Source organism: Pseudoduganella sp. R-43 (assembly GCF_049913255.1).
Classification (GTDB): domain Bacteria; phylum Pseudomonadota; class Gammaproteobacteria; order Burkholderiales; family Burkholderiaceae_D; genus Rugamonas.
The window spans coordinates 237,186-251,418 of the sequence record NZ_CP183988.1; the positions used below are offsets into that span (position 1 = coordinate 237,186).

Genomic DNA, 14,233 nt, shown 5'->3' on the forward strand with positions numbered 1-14,233 from the left:
CATCCATGAGCGAAACGAAACAGTATTGGTTCCCAGCCAAAAGCCATGGCTGGGGATGGGGCGTGCCTGGCACCTGGCAGGGTTGGCTGGTGCTTGCCGCCTACGTGGTGGCCATGGCGGCCGGCGCAGTGGTGCTGAATCCTGCGCGTTCACCGCTTGGATTCCTGGTCCTGACCACGGCCGCCACGGCGATCTTTATCCTGGTTTGCTACCTCACGGGTGAACCTCCGCGCTGGCGTTGGGGGAACGATGGCAAGACGAAGTAAAGGGATTCCGAGCGCGCTGCTGGCGGTTGTAGTTGCGGTGGCGGCGTATTGGTACTGGTCGCCGCTGCTGGTTGTGCACCAGATGAAGGAAGCGGTGCGGGTGCATGATGTGGAGGCCTTCAATAGCCACGTCGATTTTCCGGCGCTACGCGAGAACATGAAGGACGATATCGCCGGCAAGCCGGGCGACGATGCGCTCAGCGGCTTCGGGCGCCTGCTCGGCGGCGTGGTGGTGGATGCACTGGTGCGGCCGGAGGCGGTGATGTTTGTGCTGGAGCACGGTGATTTTGCGAAGAAGCGCGACCGGCGCCACGAGGATCGCGACGCCCGTGACCGTGAGCGGGAACGGGACGAAGAGCCGGACTCCGGCGCAGCGAAACCGAAATGGGTGACCGAGCGCGATGGCGTCGACCGCTACATCGTCCGCAACGACAAGATCGCGCTGGTCTTCGTCCGCAACGGCTTTGCGGACTGGAAGCTGTCCGAATTTCGCCTATGACGCGCGCAGCACCTTGCGCGTGGCCCACACGATTGGAAGGCTGAACAGGAAGATGTGCGACAGGATGTCCATGCCCCATGAGAAGGCATTGAACGTCACCGGGCGCGGGAACGCCGATAGCGGCAGCACCACCAGTCGCATCGTGAAGAACACCAGCAGGCCGTAGCCGACGGCCGCCAGCAGCGGTTTGCGCGCCAATGCCGGGGCGCGTCGCGCCGCGAAGAAGAAGAGCGCCATCCACACAAAACTCAAGGCGAAGTGGCAGGCCAGGCCGAATGCAGCGGCGGGAGCGCCGCCGGTGAAGGCCGCCTTGCCCAGTGCACCGCTGGCCACCACTTGCAGCAGGCGCTCCGGCGGCATGCCGTTATAGCCGGCGAAGCTGATCGCGAACAGGATGTCCAGCAAGCCGCCCAGCGTGCCGCCGGTCAGGATTGCTCGTGTGGTAGACCAGGGCTGCTGCATAAGGGCTGTCTCCTTATAGGACTTTGGTGTAGTCGCGGCGCACCAGCACGCGGTCGCCGCAGTCGAAATGCCACCATTCGCTGTTGATGCCGGCGAAGCCAGCCTGGAACATGGCATCGCGCAGCAACTGGCGGTTGGCGACTTGTGCGGCAGTCAGTTCCCCGCTGGCGAGGTGCCGTGCCTCAAGCACCGGGTGCGACAATTCCGTCATGTCGTCGAAGCCCGTGCCCATGTCGAGCTCCTGGCCGGATGGGTCGAGGATGGTGATGTCGACCGCCATGCCGAAGGAATGGATCGAGCCGCGTTCCGGCGGCGCCAGGTACATCTGCAGGCTGGTGCCGGCCAGCGCCTGCCACAGCTCTTCCTGCACGCGGTGCGGGCGCAGGGCGTCGAGCAGCAGCGCCTTGTAGCCGGGAGCGCGCCGTGCCAGGTAAGCCACCACCCGTTCGATGGCGGCGGCGGCGTCGCGATGCAGCCAGGCGCAATCGAGCGGCGAATACAGGTCGCGGCCGACGAAGTTGTCCGGCCCCGCATAGCGCAGGTCGACCGCGATACCGGCGATGGTGGCCAGGTGGCGGAAGTCGGGGTTACCGAGAACGTCTTCGCTGCGGGTGGTCTTGCTCATTGCTTTCCTTGTTCCAGGCAGGCGCGCGCCATGCTGGCGATGGAGTCGGCCAACTGGCGGGCGCCGTGCGACAGCGGCGCGTGGCTGTTCGTCAGCAGGAAGAGCTGGATCGGAATGGCCGGCGCCCACTGGCGTTTCTGCACCTTGGCCGGATCGGCCGACGCCGCCGTGAAAGGATCGACCACGGCCAGGCCGGCGCCGGCTTCCACCAGCGAACGGGCAATCTGGTAAGTCTGCACCGTGGTGCGGAAGTTGGGCTGGATGCCCTGTGCTTCGCAGGAAGCCACGATCATCTCGCCCAACGGGTCGTTGTCGGCATGGCCTATCAGTTCACCGCTCAGGCCTTCCGCCGTCAGCGGCATGCCCGCTTCATCGCGGCGCCAGGTACCGGCCGGCGCGATCACCGTCATCACGCCTTGTGCAATCGGTTCGGCGATGATGCCGGGGTGGCGCGGGTCCTGCAGCGAAAGCGCCATGTCGGCTTCACCCAGGCGCAAGGTGTTGACGATTTCGGAGGTGTGGTGGGTGGCCAGTTCGCAGCGCGTGTCGGGAAATTCCTTGCGCCATTCGCTCATGGCTTGCGGCAGGACGCTGATAGCGATGGTCGGCGTCGACACCAGCCCCACGGTTTCGACGGCGCGGCCTTTCAGGCTGGCCGCCAGGCGGCGGATGCCCTGCAGGTCGCGGTGCAGTTTTTCGGTCTCGGCAAAAAGGCGGTGCGCTTCCGGCTTCGGGTACAGCTTGCCGCGCACGCGCTCGAACAGCGGCATGCCCAGTTGCAGCTCGGCGTGCTGCAACACCTTGGTCACGGCTGGCTGGGAAATATGCAGCACCTGGGCGGCGCCGCTGATGGTGCCAACCTGCATGATGGCGTGGAAAACTTCGATGTGGCGCAGCCGCATTGTCCTGGTTCCTCTTCCTCGGCGCCGCCGGTCGTCCCCTGCGGCATGTTGGCAGGATAGGGGAAAGCCGGCGGCCGTGCAAACCGCCTTACTGTATTGGCTTGGGCGCAGTCAGCACGTCGAGGATGGCGGCGGATTCGGCGTCCGGCACGCCGTCCCATTTGCTGTTGCGGTACTTGGCCTGGAAGGTCACCAGCACATTCTGGGTTTCTGGGTCCAGCACGCCGGTCTGCGGGGTGGCGTAGCCGTGCTGGGCCAGCTTTTGCTGGAACCAGGCGATGTCCGGCAGCTGGGCTTCGTATTGCGGACGCACCGCGGCCACGGCGGCCGCGTCCGGCCAGGCGATCAGGCCTTCGTCGGCCAGCCGCTTCCACGGGAACATCGGGCCGGGATCCTGCTTGCGTTGCGGTGCGATATCGGCGTGGCCGAGGAAGTTTTCCGGTGCGATCTGGTGGCGTTCCTTGATCTGCTTGAGCAGGGCGACCAGCTGGTCGATCTGGCGCTCGGAGAAGCCATACCAGTGGCGGCCGTCGGGCATGTCCTTGAAGCCGGGGTTGACGATCTCGATGCCGATCGAGCTGTGGTTCAGCGCCGTGTAGTTCTTCCAGCTGCTCAGCCCGGCGTGCCAGGCGGCGCGGTTTTCGTCGACCAGGGCGTAGACGCGCGGCTCATTCTCGTCGGTGATGAGATAGTGGGCGCTCACATCTTTCTCGGTCAGCAGCTTGATCGACAGCGGCAAGTCGGTCACGGTGTAATGGATCACGACGAAACGCACGCGGCTGCTCTGCCCTTTGGAGGTCAGCGAATGGTCGATGTTCGGCAGCTGGGTGGCACAACCGGTCAGCAGGGCGATCAGGGAAGCGAGCAGCAGTTTTTTCATGGTTTCCTTAGTTGCGTGGCCGGGCGGCCATCCTGGCAGCCGCATGATGCGGCCTGGCGCTGCGTTTTTGCAAATGGAATTCAGGCGGCAAGTCGGTGCGCATGGCTTCGAAAATCAGGGGATGCAGTTCGGCCGCGCGGCCGGACAGGACAATCGGCCGCGCGCCGAAGCGCGTCACCAGCGCCAGCGCCAGGCGCGCCAGTTCGCGGCCAGCCTGCAGCAGGATGTGGCGGGCGGCGGGGTCGGCCCCCGCGCTCATGGCAACGGCCAGCGCCAGCTTGCCGATGTCGCCGCGCTCCTGGGTGTACATGAAGTTGCGCGAGAAAGACCAGTCGCTGCCGCCGACATGGTCGAACACCGCATGCGCCATCGGCGAGTCCTCCCAGGCGCCGGGCTGTTCATCCTCGCCGCGCCAGATACGGCGCATCGCTTCGCGCGCAATCCAGAAGCCGCCGCCGGCATCGTCCAGCATGACGCCGCGGCCGCCGGCGCGGTGGAATTCGCCTTGCTCGTCGATGAAGGCGGCAATTGAACCGGTACCGGCATAGACCAGGTAACCCTGGCCGGGCTCGAAGGCGTCGAGATAGGCAACTTCGATATCGTTGCAGAGCGTGATGGCGTCCAGGCGTACGCCGAGCAGCGTGGAGAGCCAGTCCAGCAGCACGGCGCCATCGCCGCCGAAGCCAGTCAGCCCGGCGCAGATGCGCAGTGGCTTGCCGGCTTCCAGTACGTCTTGCGCCAGCTGGCTGAAGATGGTGTGGATCAGCTCGCGTCCGGCCGGCTTGGCCATCATCAGGGCGGACAGCCCGGCGACCGTTCCTTCGGCCACGATGTCGCCTGCCGGGGTGGCAAGCGCCCAGCGTGTTTCCGTGCCTCCAGCATCGATTCCCAGCCCTAAGGTACGATCGGTGTCAGGTTTGCCCATGATCTGTCGAGTGTACGTTGAAACGCCGACATCTTTGCATGAAAGCGCGTGCGGCACTCATTCCAAAAAGTTATAACGCAGCGGAAACTCTTGGACTTTCATTGCCTAAGCGGTCGATTGCCGATACCACCACGCTGCGGGCCGGCACGCCATTATCGTCGGTCAGCACCACTTCGCTGCGGCCGGCAGGCACCACGTTGAAGCGCCATTCTTCGCCGTAGTGCGCCCAGATCGCAAGCTGGGTGGCACGGCCGGCGTTGCCAAGGGTAAGCGACAGTCCGCTGGCGTGGCGCTTGACTGCCACGGTCGGCGCTGGCGGCGCTTCGCTGCCCAGCCATGGCGAAGCCGGCACCAGCGCCGGTCCCTGGTAGCTGGTGGCCTTCAGGTGGTCGCTCACGCCTTTGCGGTTTTGCATCAGGGCCGCAATGCTGAAATGAATGTGGCCGTTCGCGTTGCCGCGGCTGCGCGTGACGCCGACCTGCTGCACGATTTCATCCGCGCTGAAGGACTTGCTGCTGTCGTCAATGCGGCTGGTGTACAGGCCCGGCCAGATATGGCGGCCGCGCTTGTTCTGTCCCAGCCAGTAATCGAGCAACACGGGGAAAGCTTGCGGCTGCTGCGCGATCGGCCAGTACAGCTGCGGGGCCAGGTAATCGAGCCAGCCGTTCTGCAGCCACAATTCGGCGTCGGCATACAGCTTGTCGTACTGGCTGAAGCCCTGGATGCCGGGCGGGCGGCGGTCCGGGCGGCCAATGCCGAAGGGGCTGATGCCGAAGCGCACCCACGATTTTTCCTTGTGGATACCGGTGTAGAGCGCTTCGATCAGCTGGTTGACGTTCTGGCGGCGCCAGTTGGCGCGGTCCAGGGTGCCGCCGCCTTGCAGGTAGCGCTGGTACGGGGCGCCGTCGGGGAAATCCAGCTCGGGCTTGTTGCCGTTCGACGGCGCGTCCAGGGCCGCCTCGCCGCCATTGGCGCCGGGCGCTTCAATCGGATAAGGGTAGAAGTAGTCGTCGATGTGGACGCCGTCGATGTCGTAACGGCGCACCACGTCCAGGATCACGTCCAGCGTTTGCTGGGCGGCGGCTTCCTCGCCGGGGTCCATCCACTGGAATTTGCCATATTGGCGCACCACTTGCGGCCTGGTGTTGGCTACATGCTCACGCGCGTTCGGCGTGCGGGCGGCTGAATGGCGGGCACGGTAGGGATTGAACCATGCGTGCAGTTCGAGGCCGCGGGCATGAGCCTGCGCGATCCAGAAGGCCAGCGGGTCCCAGGCCGGCTCGGGAGCCTTGCCCTGCTGGCCGGTGAGGAACTCGGACCAGGGCTCGAGCTTGGACGGGTAAATGGCGTCGGCGCTCGGGCGCACCTGCAGCACGATCGCGTTCAGGTGCAGTGCCTTGGCGCGGTCGAGGATGGCGAGGGCTTCGGCCTGCTGGCGCGCCGGCGGCAGGTTGCTGCGGCTGGGCCAGTCGATGTTGGCCACCGTCGACACCCAGGCAGCGCGGAATTCGCGCGGCGCGGCAGGCGGCTGTTCGCCGGTGATGCGTTGCTGCACCGGCGCCGGGCTTGCCGCCGTGACCGGGGCGGGCGTATTGCCGCTCCCGCCACCGGAGGGTGGTGCCGCGGCGTCGCCGGCGGCTGGCACGGTCGGCGTCGACGAACACGCCCCCATTAATGCGGCCACGCCGGCCGCGGCGGCGGCTATGGTCAGCCGCCTTTTCGCATTAAAAGCCAAAACCAAATCCTCACATCAGCAGGAGCCGTATTCTACCTATTCCCGGCCAAAGTCCGGATCTATCTTGATCAGTGCCGTCATGATGAAGGCGGGGATGGTTGCCGTGCAGACATAAATGAAGAAGTGCTGGTAGCCGAGATACTCCTGGATCGCGCCGCTGGCCATTTGCGGAATCATCATCCCCAGCGCCATGAAGCCGGTGCAGATCGAATAATGCGCAGTCTTGTGCTCGCCCTGGCTGACCATGATCATGTACATCATGAACGAGGTGAAGCCGAGCCCATAGCCGAACTGCTCCACTGCCAGGCAAGTCGCGATCCAGGCGAAGTTTTGCGGTTGCGCCTGCGACAGGTAGACGAAAATCAGGTCCGGAATATGGATCGCAATCGCGAAAGGCCACAGGCAGCGCTTGAGGCCAAAGCGCCCGATCAGCCAGCCGCCCACCAGGCCGCCGAGGATCAGGCCGACGATGCCGATCGTGCCGTAGGCAATGCCCACAGCGGCGGTGTCCAGGCCAAGGCCGCCTTTCTCCAGCGGGTCTTTCAGGAACGGCACCACCATTTTCAGCAACTGCGACTCGCCAAGGCGGAACAGCAGCAGGAACAGCAGGATCACGACGATGCCGTCCTTGCGGAAGAAGGCGGAAAATGTCGCGAAAAACTCCTGCATCGGCGCCGACGAGTGCACTGCCGGCTTGTCTTCCGCCGGCCTTGGCAGCACGACGAAGTGATAGAGCGCCAGCGCCAGGAAGACCGCGCCGGTCACACCGAAGGTGATAGCCCAGGCCATATGGGGATTGCCGTGGTACTTGATGATTTCGCCGGCCAGGAATAGCAGGCCGCCGTTGCAGGCCACGTTGGCCGCGCGATAGAAAGTGCTGCGCACGCCGACAAATTCCGCCTGCTGCTTCTGCCGCAGGCCGAGCATGTAGAAGCCGTCCGCCGCGATATCGTGGGTGGCGGAGCTGAAGGCCATCAGCCACATGACGCCAAGGCTAAGCTGGAAAAAGTTCGAGAGCGGCAGCGTGAAGGCAACCGCCGCCAGCGACACGCCCAGCACCATCTGCAGGATGGCGACCCAGGAGCGCTTGGTGCCGAACATTTCGATCAGGGGAGACCACAGCGGCTTGATCACCCATGGCAGGTACAGCCAGCCGGTGTAGAACGCCATCTCCGTGTTGGAGATGCCAAGATCCTTGTACATGGCGGTGGACAGCGCCATCACCACGAAATAGGGAATGCCCTGGTTGAAATACAGTGTCGGAACCCAGCCCCAGGGGCTGCGTTGCTGCGCTCGATCCATTACGTCCTTTCTTGTCGGCCGGACGCGCGCAGGGGCGGATCAGATGGTGAGTGCGCCGCGCACGCTGCCCCCGGCCTGGTCCAGCAAGCCTGCCGCCTGCTGCACCGTGGTTTTCTTTAACAGGGCGACCACCGCCACTTTGACGTGGAAGCCGCACTGTTCCAGCGCTGTGCGGGCTGCCGCTTCATCGGCGCCGGTGGCGTGCATTGTGAGCCGCACCGTACGCGCGTACAGCTTCGCATTGGTCGGCTTCAAGTCTACCATCAAGTTTCCATAAACCTTGTTCAGGCGCACCATGAGCGCGCTGGAAATCGTGTTCAGCACGATCTTCTGCGAGGTGCCGGCTTTCAGGCGCGTGCTGCCGGAGATGATTTCGTGGCCGGTGTCGAGGGTGATGCCGATTTCAGCCTCCTGCGTGACCGGCGCACCAGGGTTGTTGGCGATGCCGACGGTTAGCGCGCCGGCCTTGCGCGCGGCTTCGATGGCGCCCAGCACATAGGGGGTGGTGCCGGATGCGGCCAGCGCCAGCACGACGTCATCCGGGCGCGGGTCCAGGGCCTGAAGGTCGCGTGCGCCCTGTTCGCGGTCATCCTCCGCGCCTTCCACCGCCTTGAACATGGCTTCCGTGCCGCCGGCAAGGATGGCGACGGCACGTTCGTGCGGCCAGGAGAAGGTGGGATAGAGTTCAACGCTGTCGAGCACGCCGAGCCGGCCCGAGGTGCCGGCCCCGACGTAGAGCAGGCGCCCGCCCGCTTCGATGCGGGGCACGATTGCTTCGACTGCCTTGGCAATGGCGGGGATGGCGGTGCGCACGGCTTGCACCGCATTCAGCTGGTCATCGGCAAAGGCGGCGACCAGTTGCTCTATGGGATATTGGTCCAGCTCGCGATGTTGTGCACTGGGTGTTTCGGTCTTCAGCATGGAACGAGTGTAATGCCAAATTGCCGGGCCGGCCCATGACGGGACTTGCGAAGCTTATTCCCCCAGGTTATGCGGCGCGGCCTACGCGGCGCGGCGCATCTCCGCCACGAAGTCGTAATGATCGCTGCGGCAGTAGGAATGCGTCAGCTCGATCGCCTGGCCCGACTCAAGATAGGCGATACGGGTAATAAACAATACAGCCTGCCCTTCCGGCACTTCCAGCTGGCGCGCCAGTTCGGCCGAAGCATTCATGGCGCGGATATGCTGCAGCGCGCGCGCCGGGCCCTTGCCGACAGAATCCAGGTATTGGTAAAGCGAATCGCCGATCAGTTCCGGATTGGGAACGATGGTTTGCGGCAGCACCGACACCTCATACGCCATCACCACGTCATCGGCCAGGCGCAAGCGTTCAAGCCGCGCCACGCGGGTATTCGGCGACAGGCCGAGGCTGAGCTGTTCGTCGGCGCTGGCGGCCACCAGCGCGCGCTTGAGCCAGCGCGAGCCGGGCTTGTAGCCGCGCTGCGAAAGTTGTTCCGAGAAGCTGGTCAGGTTCGACAGCGGTTGTTCGATGCGCGGCGCAATGTAGTTGCCCGAACCGCGGCGGCGTACCACTAGGCCCTGGTCCACCAGCTGGTCGATGGCCTTGCGGGCGGTCACGCGCGAAACGTTCAGCAATTCCGAGAGGGTTCGTTCAGAAGGAAGCGCCTGGTCGACCTGGTAACGTCCGTTTCGAACATCGTCGCTCAACTTGCGGGCAATCTGCATGTACAGCGGCGAATTGTCTTGTTGATCTGGTTTGAATTCAACGCTGGTGAGGCTCATTACATTTCTCCTATAACTGCTAGTGTAATAGCGAAAGAGAAATCACGCTGCTCTTTTCATATTTGCTTTAGCGCCCGATACACCGGGGTTATAGGCAGATAATCAGTTTTCATTAGCAGGCCGAAAGGACGGCACCGTATGCTGCTTGCAAAAGGAGAATGCATGCAAAGAGCTTTGCGCGCCTTGGCCGGCGCAGTACTGCTGGGCAGTATCGGCCACGTTTCCGCCAGCAAGCTGGATGCGGAACTGGCAGCGATCGTCAACGATGCGCAGCGGCCGCTTTCGGGCTTGTCCGTACTGGCTATCCGCGACGGCAAGGTGGCTTACCAACAACAGTTCGGGCTGCGCCGGCTTGATACGACGGGCCGCGGCATCACCGCGCCCGTCACGCCGCAGACCATGTTCCGTATTGCATCCATCTCCAAGATGATGACCACCTTGGGCATGATGAGGCTGGTCGAGGAAGGCAAGCTCAAGCTTGACACCGACGCCGGCGAATATCTGGGCTTCGCGCTGCGCAATCCGCATTACCCGTCGCAAGTGATCACCCTGCGGCATTTGCTGAGCCACACCTCAACGCTGCGCGATGACGCGGGCTATTCCTGGCCCGCTGGCACGGCCTTGCGCGATGTGCTGGCGCCAGATGGGAAGATGTGGGCGCGCGATGGCGAGCCGGGCCAGTACTTCACGTATTCCAACCTGAACTGGGCTGTGATCGGGACCATCATGGAACGCGTGACCGGCGAACGCTTCGACCGACTGATGAGGCGCTTGCTGCTGGCGCCGATGGGTCTACGCGGCGGCTATAACCCTGCCGAATTCAGCACCCAGGAAGTAGCGGATACCGCAACGCTGTACCGGCGCCGCACGCGCGAAACTGAAATCTGGGACAGCAAGGGGCCGTGGATTGCGCAGGTCGACGACTTCGGCGTGACCGCGCCGCAGGATCCGCCGGGCCTAGACAAGTATGTAATCGGCACTAATGCCACGCCCTTCAGCCCAACCGGCGGCCTTCGCATGTCGGCCAGCGACATGGGCAAGGTCATGCTCATGCTGATCAACAACGGCCGCCATGAGGGCAGGCAGCTTATCAAGCCGGCATCACTGGCCCTGATGTTTGGTGAGCAATGGCGCTTCAATGGCAGCAATGGCGATACCTTGAAAGGGCTTTACCATAGCTGGGGGCTGGGCGCCCAGCGCTTTGCCGACGTGCGGGGCAATATGGGCGGCATGCCGAAGGATGGCCGCTTCCATGCGGTCGGCCACCTGGGCGAAGCCTATGGCCTCGTGTCCACCTTCGCCGTAGACTTAAGGAAGAAGCAGGGCATCGTATCGCTGATCGGCGGCTTTGCCAGCGACCCGGAGGCCGATCCAGGCCTGCAGTCGGCGCACACGCGTGCCGAGGAACGGATCCTTGATGCGATTTACCAACGCGCCATCCTGCGCCGCCGCGACTGAACTACAATAGGCTAATTTTCCACAAGGCAACACAATTCGGGGATCGGATGGCGAGAGCACGGCAAGTGGTGGTGATTGGCGGAGGCGTGGTCGGCCTGGCGTCAGCGTGGTGGCTGCTGGAAGCAGGCTTCCGCGTGACGCTGCTCGAACGCGCCCCGACCGTTGCCAGCGCCGCCAGCTACCGCAATGGCGGCCAGCTCAGCTATCGTTACGTCTCGCCGCTGGCCGACGAAGGCGTGCCGAAAAAGGCCCTGCAATGGCTGTTCGAGCGCGACGGCCCGTTTCGTTTCCGTCCCGAGGCCGATTACCGCCAGTGGCGCTGGATGGCGCAATTCCTGCGCAACTGCAAGGCCGACGCCAATGCCCGCACCACCGCCAAGCTTTTGCAGCTCGGCGAGTTGAGCCGCCTGTCCCTGTCGCTGCTGGAACTGAAATTGCCGCTGAGGGAATTCAACTGGCGCAATGCCGGCAAGCTGGTGGTCTATCGCAGCGAAGAAGCCTTCAAGGCCGCGCTGGACAAGCCCGATAACGACGAAAACCGCGCCGTGCTCTGGGGCCGCGATACGGCCCGCATCGAGCCGGCGCTGGCCGAACTGGCGCCCAGGCTGGCGGGCGGCATCTTCAATCCCGGCGAAGCCGTGGCGGATTGCTATGCCTTCTGCCTGGCGCTGGAAAAACGCATCTATGCCCACCCGCGCTTCGAGCGCTGCATGCACACGGCAGCGCGCACCATTTTCGTTGAAGCCGGCAAGGTGACGGCAATCGAGACCGACGCCGGCTGGCTGACTGCCGACCATTACGTGCTCGCTGCCGGCATCCAGAGCCGCGACCTGGCTGCCACGGCCAACCTCGACCTGCCCATGTATCCGCTGAAAGGCTACAGCCTGACGGCGCCGATCCGCAGCGAACACGTGGCGCCCAATATCAGCGTGACCGATTTCGAGCGCAAGACGCTGTATGCCCGCATCGGCAAGCAATTGCGGATCGCCGCGATGGTCGACATGGTGGGCGAAAGCACGCGCATCGACCGCCGCCGCATCGCCAGCCTGTCCCGCCTGGCGCGCGAATCGATGCCGCATGCCGCCGACTACGACAAGGCGGAGGCCTGGGCCGGCCTGCGTCCCGCCACGCCGAACAGCGCCCCCATCATCGGGCCCACGCCTTATCCCAACCTGTGGCTCAACGTCGGCCATGGCCCGCTGGGCTTCACCTTCGCCTGCGGCAGCGCCAGCCTGCTGGCGACACTGATGCTGGGCAAGGAGCCGCCGTTTGAGCTCGACTGCCTGGCCTACAAGGTCTAGTTCAGGTATTTCGCAGGCACGGCCTCGGTCAGCCAGACTCCGTTTTCCGAGATGTAGAAGAGGTGGCCGTCGCGCGCCATCTGGCCGGATTCCACGGTCAATACGACCGGCTTGCCATGCCGGCTGCCCACTTTTTCGGCAGTTCCCTGGTCGGACGAGAGGTGCACATGCTGGCGCGAGGCCGAATGCAGGCCGCTTTCGCGGATCGAATCAAGGAAACGCGTGGCAGTGCCATGGTACAGGCGCTCCGGCGGCGTCCGGGGCGGCAGTTCGAGCGCGATATCAACGGAATGGCCCTGGTTGGCCCGGATTTTCGTGCCATCCGCGCTGATCGCAAATCGCTTCTTATCGCTGTTTTCAACGATGAATTCGATCTGGGAGCGGCTCAAATTCGTTCCGCAGGCGTTGGCAAGGGCAATCAATTGGTCGATCGATGCCCATCCATTCTGGTCCAGTACGAGCCCGATTTCTTCCGGTTTGTGACGCAAGACCAGGCTCAGGAACTTGCTTTGACTGACTTCGTTCATGACCGGCATATTAGCACCTGCCACTGTCGGCTTTCTTTACTGTGCAGCTGGGCGCCCCTTTCTCTCGCGCAAAATGAGGAGGGCAAAGCCCAGGCCCAGCAAAGCGAAAGTGCTTGGCTCAGGCACAACCGCCACCACTGGCAACTGGACCGGCGGCTCGACAAGCGGCGGTGAGCCGGTGGGTGCAGGAGGAGTCAGCGGCAATGCCACGTCCGGCGCCCGGGCGGGCGGACCTGCTGCAGGCAAGGGCGGCGGCAGGCCATTGAACGCCGGTGTCCGGCCGAATTCCGTCGGTGGCCTGCGATTGAAGTAGGATGCAGGGGGCCTGCTGTAGTTCATGTAGCTGAAGTCGATGCTGTTGACGGTATAGGGGGACTGCGTCGATCCAGTTGGACCCGCTAGGGCCTGGCCGCCTGGCAGGATGGAGCAGGCCAGCAGGCAAGACTTGAACATGGCTTCAGCTTTCATTTTGCGCTCCATGACGAGTTGGCGAAACTTCAAGCTTGAAGAAGCATCAACCGTACCTGCACCTAAGTCGCTGATTATCCGGCTCGTTGCTGGTTGAACCGGGCCATGCGTAAAATTTTGCGACGCGGCGCGCGGCTCATTCCCAGGGATTGGGTTCGTCGATGCGCTTGAAGAAGTCCCGTACGCCGGCTTGCTCGTCTCCCTGTTTCAAAGGCACGGCCAGCAGAATTGCCCCCTGGTTCATCGCGAGGAGGTAAGGCCTGTCGTGCGTAACCCATACTTTGAAATCATCGCAAAAATGATTGAGCATGCCGCCAACCTCATTCTTTTCGAAAAAACCACGCAACAGCTTGATGGGCGCGACTTTGACGGTCACTCGCGTACCGGGTTCAGGGAACTGGCTGCCAGGGATTTCGGCGGTCGTCGCAACCACCAGTGTCGGGGCGCTAGCTATCACCCTTTTTTCCCACTGGGTCTGGGCTCGCTCCCAATAAGCGCGCGCCGCTTCCGGATCACTGGGCATGTCGCGTGGCGGCTGGCATGCCAGGGCCGGCGAAGTCATTGCGACCGCAAAGGTCAGCGCGAATAAGGATGCATGGATTTTCATTCTGGCAATTATAGCTTTCCAGCCCGGATGGTGGTGCCAACCCGCATGACCTCGGGAAGTCACGCGAGCCGCTGTTATGGCGGATAATGGCGGGATGTCCAAATCCAAGACCCCTGTCGGCTGCCCATGCGGCGGTCCTTCTTTTGCGACTTGCTGTGGCCCTTTTATCGAAGGAAAGGCCTTGCCGGAGACGGCTGAGCAACTGATGCGCTCCCGTTATTCCGCCTATGCGCTGCAGAACGAGCCGTATTTGTTGTCGACCTGGCACGAAAGCACCCGTCCGACCGAGCCGATTATTAACAAGGACGAAAAGCTCCAATGGCTGGGACTTGAGGTAAAATCTGCTTTACGTTTACGTCAACGTAAAGCAGAAGCCCAGCCGAACGAGGATTTTGTCGAGTTCGTCGCCCGCCTGCGCGTGAATGGCCGTGGCCAGCGTCTGCATGAGCTGAGCCGCTTCCTGCGCGAACCGCGCGAAGGTGGCTTGCGCTGGTTTTACGTCGACGGCGAATTTCCAGAATAAGAGAAGAGGA

17 protein-coding genes are annotated in these 14,233 nt (G+C 63.5%); 5 read left to right on the forward strand and 12 right to left on the reverse strand.

Features of this window, described 5'->3' with window-relative positions:
• The first annotated feature begins 5 nt into the window (after positions 1–5).
• Together ACN9M3_RS01030 and ACN9M3_RS01035 are read left to right on the forward strand one after the other, a co-directional pair.
• Positions 6–266: a hypothetical protein gene (locus tag ACN9M3_RS01030; RefSeq protein ID WP_426166707.1), complete on the forward strand. Its 261-nt coding sequence runs from the start codon at positions 6–8 to the stop codon at positions 264–266.
• Positions 250–765, forward strand: a complete 516-nt coding sequence (locus ACN9M3_RS01035; RefSeq protein WP_426166709.1) for a DUF2939 domain-containing protein — start codon at positions 250–252, stop codon at positions 763–765. The genes ACN9M3_RS01030 and ACN9M3_RS01035 overlap by 17 nt, the downstream gene beginning before the upstream one ends.
• On the opposite strand, the gene ACN9M3_RS01040 is transcribed toward ACN9M3_RS01035, so the two are convergent.
• The 9 genes from ACN9M3_RS01040 to ACN9M3_RS01080 form a co-directional block, all read right to left on the reverse strand.
• Positions 760–1,227 carry a hypothetical protein gene (locus tag ACN9M3_RS01040; RefSeq protein ID WP_426166711.1) on the reverse strand — a complete coding sequence of 156 codons (468 nt, stop codon included), beginning with the start codon at positions 1,225–1,227 and terminating at the stop codon, positions 760–762. The genes ACN9M3_RS01035 and ACN9M3_RS01040 overlap by 6 nt on opposite strands.
• Positions 1,228–1,240: 13 nt before the next feature.
• Positions 1,241–1,852: a M15 family metallopeptidase gene (locus ACN9M3_RS01045; RefSeq protein ID WP_426166713.1), complete on the reverse strand. Its 612-nt coding sequence runs from the start codon at positions 1,850–1,852 to the stop codon at positions 1,241–1,243.
• On the reverse strand, positions 1,849–2,754 hold the full coding sequence (locus ACN9M3_RS01050) for a LysR family transcriptional regulator (RefSeq protein ID WP_426319996.1): 906 nt from the start codon (positions 2,752–2,754) through the stop codon (positions 1,849–1,851). The genes ACN9M3_RS01045 and ACN9M3_RS01050 overlap by 4 nt, the downstream gene beginning before the upstream one ends.
• Before the next feature lie 88 nt (positions 2,755–2,842).
• Complete coding sequence (locus ACN9M3_RS01055) at positions 2,843–3,634, reverse strand: peptidoglycan recognition protein family protein (protein ID WP_426166717.1); 792 nt, start codon at positions 3,632–3,634, stop codon at positions 2,843–2,845.
• A 7-nt stretch (positions 3,635–3,641) separates the two neighbouring features.
• On the reverse strand, positions 3,642–4,559 hold the full coding sequence (locus ACN9M3_RS01060; protein ID WP_426166719.1) for an N-acetylglucosamine kinase: 918 nt from the start codon (positions 4,557–4,559) through the stop codon (positions 3,642–3,644).
• A 70-nt stretch (positions 4,560–4,629) separates the two neighbouring features.
• A complete protein-coding gene (locus ACN9M3_RS01065; RefSeq protein ID WP_426166721.1) occupies positions 4,630–6,300 on the reverse strand; it encodes a glycoside hydrolase family 10 protein in 1,671 nt (556 codons plus the stop codon).
• A gap of 30 nt (positions 6,301–6,330) precedes the next feature.
• Positions 6,331–7,596, reverse strand: coding sequence for an MFS transporter (locus ACN9M3_RS01070; RefSeq protein ID WP_426166723.1), 1,266 nt, complete (start codon positions 7,594–7,596; stop codon positions 6,331–6,333).
• Between the two features lie 39 nt (positions 7,597–7,635).
• Positions 7,636–8,517 (reverse strand): N-acetylmuramic acid 6-phosphate etherase, encoded by an 882-nt coding sequence (murQ, locus tag ACN9M3_RS01075; RefSeq protein ID WP_426166725.1) that lies wholly within the window; start codon positions 8,515–8,517, stop codon positions 7,636–7,638.
• 81 nt (positions 8,518–8,598) lie between these two features.
• Positions 8,599–9,339: a GntR family transcriptional regulator gene (locus tag ACN9M3_RS01080; RefSeq protein WP_055939138.1), complete on the reverse strand. Its 741-nt coding sequence runs from the start codon at positions 9,337–9,339 to the stop codon at positions 8,599–8,601.
• Between the two features lie 162 nt (positions 9,340–9,501).
• Here ACN9M3_RS01080 and ACN9M3_RS01085 point away from each other — a divergent pair, with 162 nt between their 5' ends.
• Both ACN9M3_RS01085 and ACN9M3_RS01090 read left to right on the forward strand, forming a co-directional pair.
• Positions 9,502–10,797 carry a serine hydrolase domain-containing protein gene (locus ACN9M3_RS01085; RefSeq protein ID WP_426320000.1) on the forward strand — a complete coding sequence of 432 codons (1,296 nt, stop codon included), beginning with the start codon at positions 9,502–9,504 and terminating at the stop codon, positions 10,795–10,797.
• A gap of 47 nt (positions 10,798–10,844) precedes the next feature.
• Entirely contained in the window at positions 10,845–12,098 is a 1,254-nt protein-coding gene (locus tag ACN9M3_RS01090) for a D-amino acid dehydrogenase (protein WP_426166729.1), read from the forward strand.
• Here the strand turns inward: ACN9M3_RS01090 and ACN9M3_RS01095 are convergent.
• From ACN9M3_RS01095 to ACN9M3_RS01105, 3 genes are all read right to left on the reverse strand, one after another.
• A complete protein-coding gene (locus ACN9M3_RS01095) occupies positions 12,095–12,634 on the reverse strand; it encodes an RNA 2'-phosphotransferase (protein WP_426320002.1) in 540 nt (179 codons plus the stop codon). The two genes, ACN9M3_RS01090 and ACN9M3_RS01095, sit on opposite strands and share 4 nt — an antisense overlap.
• A 27-nt stretch (positions 12,635–12,661) precedes the next feature.
• The gene (locus ACN9M3_RS01100; protein WP_426320004.1) at positions 12,662–13,093 is read right to left on the reverse strand and encodes a PEP-CTERM sorting domain-containing protein; all 432 of its coding nucleotides are present in this window, start codon (positions 13,091–13,093) and stop codon (positions 12,662–12,664) included.
• 136 nt (positions 13,094–13,229) lie between these two features.
• Entirely contained in the window at positions 13,230–13,700 is a 471-nt protein-coding gene (locus ACN9M3_RS01105) for a hypothetical protein (protein ID WP_426166735.1), read from the reverse strand.
• 94 nt (positions 13,701–13,794) lie between these two features.
• Between ACN9M3_RS01105 and ACN9M3_RS01110 the strand changes: the two genes are divergently transcribed.
• Positions 13,795–14,223 carry a YchJ family protein gene (locus ACN9M3_RS01110; RefSeq protein ID WP_426166737.1) on the forward strand — a complete coding sequence of 143 codons (429 nt, stop codon included), beginning with the start codon at positions 13,795–13,797 and terminating at the stop codon, positions 14,221–14,223.
• Positions 14,224–14,233: the final 10 nt, after the last annotated feature.